This window comes from Acidithiobacillus sp. TH-A67, from assembly GCF_057473545.1.
The window spans coordinates 1-7,360 of record NZ_JBYCKU010000067.1 but is presented as its reverse complement, the minus strand read 5'-3'; the positions used below and the strand labels follow the sequence as shown (position 1 = coordinate 7,360).

6 protein-coding genes are annotated in these 7,360 nt (G+C 53.6%); all 6 read right to left on the bottom strand.

Translation table 11 applies throughout. From position 1 onward, the window contains the following. Positions 1-1,460, bottom strand: a 1,460-nt coding sequence (gene glgP / locus AC2VNM_RS10795; RefSeq protein WP_486913295.1) for an alpha-glucan family phosphorylase, incomplete at its 3' end; no start/stop codon positions are given. A gap of 21 nt (positions 1,461-1,481) precedes the next feature. Next, positions 1,482-2,777: a phosphopyruvate hydratase gene (gene eno / locus AC2VNM_RS10790; protein WP_483166233.1), complete on the bottom strand. Its 1,296-nt coding sequence runs from the start codon at positions 2,775-2,777 to the stop codon at positions 1,482-1,484. 10 nt (positions 2,778-2,787) lie between these two features. Continuing rightward, complete coding sequence (pyk, locus tag AC2VNM_RS10785; RefSeq protein ID WP_483166234.1) at positions 2,788-4,212, bottom strand: pyruvate kinase; 1,425 nt, start codon at positions 4,210-4,212, stop codon at positions 2,788-2,790. Next, positions 4,209-5,135: a beta/alpha barrel domain-containing protein gene (locus tag AC2VNM_RS10780; RefSeq protein WP_483166235.1), complete on the bottom strand. Its 927-nt coding sequence runs from the start codon at positions 5,133-5,135 to the stop codon at positions 4,209-4,211. The genes pyk and AC2VNM_RS10780 overlap by 4 nt, the downstream gene beginning before the upstream one ends. A 14-nt stretch (positions 5,136-5,149) precedes the next feature. Continuing rightward, entirely contained in the window at positions 5,150-6,532 is a 1,383-nt protein-coding gene (locus AC2VNM_RS10775; RefSeq protein ID WP_483166236.1) for an NAD(P)/FAD-dependent oxidoreductase, read from the bottom strand. After that, positions 6,525-7,360, bottom strand: an 836-nt coding sequence (locus tag AC2VNM_RS10770; RefSeq protein WP_486913294.1) for a 1-phosphofructokinase family hexose kinase, incomplete at its 5' end; no start/stop codon positions are given. The genes AC2VNM_RS10775 and AC2VNM_RS10770, both read right to left, overlap by 8 nt.

Here is a 7,360-nt window from a genome sequence, read left to right as displayed (position 1 = left end):
TCGATCTCTTCCTGCGGGCGGTGCGCCATGGCCAACTGCCGTTGCAGGCGATTGCGGGCAAATTCGATGAGTTGTTGGCGACCCTGTTGCCGCAGTTGCCAGATTTCGGTGTCGGTAACTCTACAGAATTGCGCTTGCAACTGTTGCGGATCCCAAGAACGCCACCGTTCGACACCGGCATATTTGCTCCACATTGCATCAGACATGACACTATCCCAGGAAGGAACGTGGACACCATTGGTAACATGCTGCACCGGGATTTCTACCGTGGGCCAACGGCAAAAGAGAGGTTGGAACAGGTGTTGACTGACGGCTTGGTGTAACTCGCTGACGCCATTGACTGCAATGCTGCCATGGATAGCGAGCCAGGCCATGTTGAAGGGCTCGTTAGAGTTTTCAGGGCATTCTTTCCCCAACGCCAGTGTTTGCGCCAGATTCGCTTGTAGATCGGGCAATGCTGCGTTGAGATAATGGGTGACCAAAGACACGTCGAAACGATCGAAGCCAGCAGCTACCGGGGTGTGGGTAGTAAAGATGTTGCCAGCGCGGGTGGCGTTCAGGGCGCACTGGAAGTCGGTCCCATGATCACGCATGTGACTCTGGAGGCGGGCTAGGATGGCAAAGGCGGCGTGCCCTTCGTTCAGATGACAGATATCTATCTCTATACCGAGATGGCGCAGCAGCAGCCAACCGCCAACACCCAGGCAGATCTCCTGCTGCAGGCGCATTTCCGGCCCGCCACCATAGAGTTCGGCGGTAATGCCCCGGTCGGCAGGGCTGTTGAGTGGATCGTTACTGTCAAGAAGATAGAGCGAAACTTTTCCGACACGGACCTGCCAGGCACGAAGAATCAGTGTACGTCCCGGTAATCCGACTTCTATGCGCAGCCAATCCCCGTTTTGATCGGCCACCGGAGTCACTGGAAGCTGGATGGGATCATTGTAGGGAAACTGCTCTACCTGTCGCCCCGCTTCGTCGATAGCCTGCCGAAAATAGCCTTGTTGCCAAAGTATGCCAATCCCCGTAACAGGAATTCCGAGGCCACTGCTGCTTTTCAGGTAGTCACCCGCAAGCATACCAAGCCCGCCAGAGTAGATGGGTAACGCTTCCGACAGCCCGAACTCCATGCTGAAATATCCTACACTGGAAAATAGAGGGTCGGGAAACTGTTTTTGGAACCAGCTGGCATCGTTTTGGTATTCTCTGTATGTTCTTAGAATACGGGCCAAATCTGCCTTGAATTGCGTGTTTCGAGCGAATTGTTTCTTTGTGTCTTCTCTGAGATTCTGGAGAATCAACCATGGATTCTTGGTTTGTTCCCACAAAACTGGATCCAGGGTTTTCCATAATATCTCGGTAGAACGATCCGATGACCATTGCAAATCCATGGCGAGCTCAATGAGGCCGCCCAATGACTTAGGAAAATTCGGCAGAAGGTAACCGGATAATGCTGATGTCATAGCTTACTCCTTGACTGTAAGTTAGAAGCGAATAGGTCTGATGAATGCTTGTTTCCCAGCAAAGGTAGCGGCTGTGCCGAGCCATTCCTCTATTCGCATGAGCTGATTATATTTTGCCACCCGTTCTCCACGGGCTGGGGCCCCGGATTTGATATGGCCGCAGCCCAGCGCGACCACCAGGTCGGCAATGAAGTCGTCAGTAGTTTCCCCGGAGCGATGGGATACAAATGCCCCCCAGTGATGGAATTGTGCTAATCTTGCAGCTGCCAGCGTCTCTGAGACTGTGCCGATCTGATTGAGTTTGATAAGCGCTGAGTTGGCGATATTGTCCTTGATTCCACGGGCAATGATCGTTGGATTGGTGCAAAAAATATCATCTCCAACCAGCTCTATTTTATCGCCAAGTTTCTTGTTGAGAATTTTCCAGCTTTCCCAGTCATCTTGAGCAAGGCCATCTTCCAAAAGGACGATGGGATAATTGTCCACCAGCTTGATGTAATAATCGATCATTTCCTCACTGCTGAGAGCTCGATTTTCCGTATGTAGTTGGTACTTACCATCGTGATAGAACTCTGATGATGCAGGGTCGACGGCAATGCCACAATCCTTCCCCGGAACAAATCCAGCCCGTTCGATTGCCGTAACCAGGAGATCATAGGATTCCTGATTTGAGTGGACGGCAGGTACAAATCCTCCCTCGTCACCAATGTTCACTGAAAGGTGTTTCTCCAGGAGTACGGACTGAAGGGCATGATAAATTTCCGAGCCCCAACGCAGGGCCTCATGGAAATTTTCCGCGCCGTAGGGTACCAACATACACTCTTGGAAATCGGCTCCCAACCAATGGGCATGCACGCCACCATTCAACACATTGAAGCACGGCACGGGGAGCTGTGTCGCCCCAGGACCTCCGAGATAGGCATAGAGGGGTAAATCACAGGCGTCGGCAGCCGCTCTTGCACAGGCCATTGATATTCCGAGAAGGGCATTTGCACCTAAACGTGCCTTGTTGTCGGTGCCATCAAGTCCGATCAGAGCATTATCGATGGCCCTTTGGTCCCGGACATCCAGGTCTATCAGATCAGGCTCTAAAATCTCCTCTATGTTATGTATGACTTGGAGCACACCTTTTCCCCCGTAACGTTTTTTATCTCCATCTCGCAGTTCAATCGCTTCCTTGCTACCAGTGGAAGCGCCTGAGGGTACAGCTGCGCGCGAACGGCGCCCGTTACCGAGAAGCACCTCGACTTCAACGGTGGGATTACCGCGGGAATCCAGAATTTCTCTGGCGCTGACTTCTACAATATTCGTATGCATACCATTCTCCCTATGCTTTGCTGGGGTTGACGAGTGAAAGAATTTCCATGCGGTTGGTGCCGCCCGGATGGCCTTTGCTTGGGCCTTGCGTCAGAATGACTTCGCCGGAATGAATACCCTGTGCCATCAACCAACGCTGGACGGCCTGTGTCCAGCTGTCCTCGGGGTGAGGAAATTCAACCGGGTACACGCCATAATGGAGGGCAAGACGTTGGCAGGTAGCGGCATGTGGACTCAGGGCGAGGACCCAGACAGGGGATCGGTAGCGGGCGAAGCGTGCGGCCGTAGCTCCCGTCTCTGTTGGGATAATGACAAAACGTGGACCCAGTTTCTCCGTACTCAGCCAAACATTTTGGGCAATCAATGACTCTACCGAAGAGGGCTCTGCAAATTCATTCGCCAAAGGCTGCAGTTCTCCTCGGTTTTCTTCCGCGATACGAGCGATTTCGGCCAGGGTCTTGACCGCCTCAACGGGATAGTCTCCCATTGCCGACTCTTCTGACAGCATGACTGCGTCCGTGCCATCCAGGATGGCATTGGTGACGTCGGTAACCTCGGCGCGCGTTGGGCGGCTGTTACGAACCATGGACTCCAACATTTGTGTAGCTGTGATAACGGGCTTTCCTTTTGCACGGGTTTGGCGTATCAGGCGTTTTTGTAGTACGCCTATCTCGGCAATGGGAACTTCAACGCCTAAATCGCCCCGAGCAACCATGATCCCGTCTGCTGCGGTGATAATTTCATCCAAGTGTTTTAGTGCCCGGGAGCGCTCAATCTTGGCAATGAGAAAGGGAGAATATCCCAACGATGTTGCCTCGTTACGCACCTTGTGGAGATCTTCGGCATCATCGACGAAAGACACGCTAATGCCATCTACACCTGCCTGCAGTGCGAAGGCCAGCAACTCTCTGTCTGCCGGTGTGAAGGCGCCGCCGCGTAGCGAAACCTCGGGAAGGTTGACGCCTTTGTGAGAGAGTAGGGTGCCACCAACAACGACCTTGCAGTGTAGGCCATGCTTGTCCTGCTGTAAGAAAGCCAGTTCGAGAAACCCATCATTGAGATAGATGCGATCGCCTTTCTGTAGATGTCGCGAAAGTGCTGGTAACTCTAGAGGGATTTGGTTATCGGTGCCAGGTGCGTCGGGTGCCAAGAGAACCGTAGTGCCTGTCCGAAGCTGCATCGGAGCTGGCAGTTCCCCAATACGAATTTTGGGTCCGGGCAAATCGGCCAGGATGGTGACACGTCTGCCTGTGTGCTGTGCAGCTTCTTGTATACGCGAGATACGAGCTCGATGCTCCGATTGCGTGCCATGTGCGAGGTTTAGGCGGGCAACATTCAACCCCGCACGGATCATCTCTTGCAAAGTCGATGTGGAATCGGATGCCGGGCCAATAGTACAGACGATCTTGGTACGATGGGAGGGAAGGTGGTTCATGTTTGGGTACCTCCCAGATGGCTGATCGCCTTTTCTACCGGCTCCTGTTGTACGACAATGGCGTGGATAGCTTCACAGAAACGTATGGCCTCGGAAAGCGGTCGTTGATGTACATTGCGACCGGTGGCACAACCAGCTGTTCCGCCGACTACCAGTTGTTCTTGTAAGCGCAAGAGAAATTCCTTTGGAGTGGTTTCCCGACCCCCTGCGCAGATGACCTGTGTGCGTCCCGCGGATGCGACCGCTTCTCGCAGTAACCTTGCATCCATCGCACCGCTCTTATCAACTGGAGGATTTACTTTGGCAAAATCAGCACCGAGACAGGCAACCAGGCCGGTGGCGCCGGCAATGAGGTGTGCATCACGTTCCCGTTCTCCCACTGCTTTCCCACGTGGGTAGGCCCAGATAATGGCCAGTAGGCCGAGTTGATGCGCATCGTGGATCAACTGCGCTGCTTCCCGAAGCATCTGCGTCTCGTATTCTGAGCCTGGATAAATCGTGTAGCCGACCCCTACAACGTTCAAATGGGAATGCCGAATGAATGCGTGCACCTGTTCCATCGATTGCCATTGCAAACTGACAGGATCCCGGTCAGCGGTTTTGATGAGATTGGTTTTGCTGTTGAGCTTGAGTAGGTAGGGGATTTTGGGATAATCACGACCATAGCGTGCGATTAGACCCATCTGCGCTGCAAAGCAGCCGACGGGCGCTCCGCTGGCGATTCGGAACAGGTGTTCGGGATCGCCATCATCGCTTGCGATTGTATTGCCGACGAAGTCGTCATTCAGGTGTTCCACCTTTTGATCGCCAGCCATAAGGAAAAGACGTCCGGATTCTTGGGTGACGAGACGATAGTTGGCTTCCCATCGGCGCTCGGACTCTTTGGTAATTCCCGTTGGGGGGGTGGGGAATGACTGGAGCATAAAGACCTCCTCTATTAGTTGACGCAAGGATGCGACTGGGCAAAATGACGCTGCAGAGCATCACCAGTGGCAGCGATAAGGGGATGCAGCGAAGGCGTGAGACGGGGTTGGCTGCCAAACTGCATACTGGCCAGATCGGGCGCCGTCGCACGCATTTGTACAGCAAGGCCGATGGTATTGACCAATTCGCCAGTGGTAGCCCCGCCCAGGATCTGCCCGCCTAATAATTGCAAGGATTCGGCAGAAAATATCACACGACAATAAATTTCCGTGGTGTTGGGCATGGATGCCGGGTGGTGGTCTGGCAGTCGCGATTCTCCGATAAGGATCGGAAACCCCTCCGTTTCTGCCTGGTGTTGCGTGAGTCCTGCAACGCCAAAGGCTAATCCGTCGATTTCGCTGGCATAAACGCTGACTGACCCTGCACTGTGGCGTAGTTCGCGCAGACCATAGAGATTCATACCAGCGATTCTTCCTTCGGCTGCTGCTTGTGACGCGATCAGAGCGTGGTTGGCTTTGCGCGTGAAAAAATCCTGTTTATGGGCACAGTCTCCTACCGCAAAAATCGCAGGATCTTCACGACTCCGTTGATAGGCGTCAACCCAGATACCGCCCGAACGACTCAAAGTGAGGCCCATCTCCTGAGCCAAGTGAACGTTGGGCCGCACCCCTATCGCGATCAGGACTCCATCCACCGATAGCGGATCTTTACCACTGATTTGCACTTGTGCAACGCGCTTGCCGGTGCTGTCAGGTAAAAGAGCCTCTACGCGTGCATTGGTATGAATCTGTATCCCCTGTTTTTGCAACTGTTTTTCCACAGCTTCACAGGCGTCCAGATCGAAAGCGGCCTGCATAAGGTGCGGCAACATCTCAATGATGTGAACCTGGATACCACGCTTGCGGATTTCATCAGCAAATTCGACGCCAATAAATCCTCCGCCAATAATCGCCAGGGTTTTGATTTGGGGAACCACTTTGGAAAAGAGTGCATCAAGATATTGATAATCCTTTTGGATACTGAACACTCCCTCAAGTTGTGTTCCAGAAATCGGTGGAATAAAGTTCTCGGCACCTGTTGCCAAGACCAAACGTTCCCAGTGAATGATATCTCCAGAATCCAGAACTGCAGTTCGTGCCTTACGATCGACTGACTGGATTCGCCCTATTTGGATTTTTCCTCCGGCGGCAAGCAGTGGTGCACGCCCTGCCATATCCTCGTCTGTTCCTCCCAAGGTGCCGAAGATATAGGGAATGCCGCAGGGTATTACAGCGTCCGTTTCCGGGCGGATGACGAGCACCTGTTTATGTGGTGCAAATTGCGCAGCGGTAATGCCAGTCATCATGCCAGCGGGTCCGCCGCCAATGATGAGAATATCCGTTTTCAGTTCATTCATAGCTAAGGTTCTCCTTGTTTGTCGAATCAGGGGCGAAAACTTGAACGTCAACTTCCTGGAGGAGTGTGATTACATCATTGCGGGTGGCCAAAGCAGTACCGGGCTGCATGGCCGTGGCGCTGCCGCAGGCAACACCCAAGCGCAGGGCTTCGGAAGGATGCTTGCCCTGTGCAAATCCTGCTACCAGCCCGGCCACCATGGAGTCTCCGGCCCCTACCGTGGAACGCACGGTAACAGCAGGTGCCCGGGCAATATAGCTTCCCTCTGGGCCCACGAGGAGCGCTCCGTCCGCCCCCAAGGAAACACAAATGTACTGTACTCCTTGGCGTCGCAAATTCTGCGCTTCGAAAACGACCGATTCCAGGGTCGGTAGATCTTTGCCACAGAGGAGGGAGAGTTCATAGCGGTTTGGCTTGATCAGAAATGGGCGATGCGATATCGCCTTGGCAAGTAGGGCTCCATGTGCATCAACAATTGCCTTGCCTCCCGCCGACTGAATTTTATCCGTCAGCGCTCCGTAAATGTCCTCAGGCACTCCTGGGGGTACGGATCCGGTGACAATGCCGTAGCCGCCGTGCGAAAGGTCGAGGAAGGTTTGGGTAATGCTCTCCAACGCGATTGCTGAGATCCGCGGGCCAGCAGCGGTAATCTCTAATTGTTGAGATGGTTGCTGCTGCAGAATCGTCACGTTGATGCGCGTCTCTCCCATGACCGGGGTACAATGTGGACTGTCCAGTTGGTGCAAAAGCAGCTGCTGTAACAGTTCTCCAACATTTCCTGCAACAACGCAGCAGCTGTGGGCACAGACCAGCAATTTTTTGAGTACGC

Bases quoted from the DNA above. Each gene is read 5' to 3' on its own strand.
- eno (WP_483166233.1), bottom strand. From the start codon at position 2,777: ATGCATACGAATATTGTAGAAGTCAGCGCCAGAGAAATTCTGGATTCC.
- pyk (WP_483166234.1), bottom strand. From the start codon at position 4,212: ATGAACCACCTTCCCTCCCATCGTACCAAGATCGTCTGTACTATTGGC.
- AC2VNM_RS10780 (WP_483166235.1), bottom strand. From the start codon at position 5,135: ATGCTCCAGTCATTCCCCACCCCCCCAACGGGAATTACCAAAGAGTCC.
- AC2VNM_RS10775 (WP_483166236.1), bottom strand. From the start codon at position 6,532: ATGAATGAACTGAAAACGGATATTCTCATCATTGGCGGCGGACCCGCT.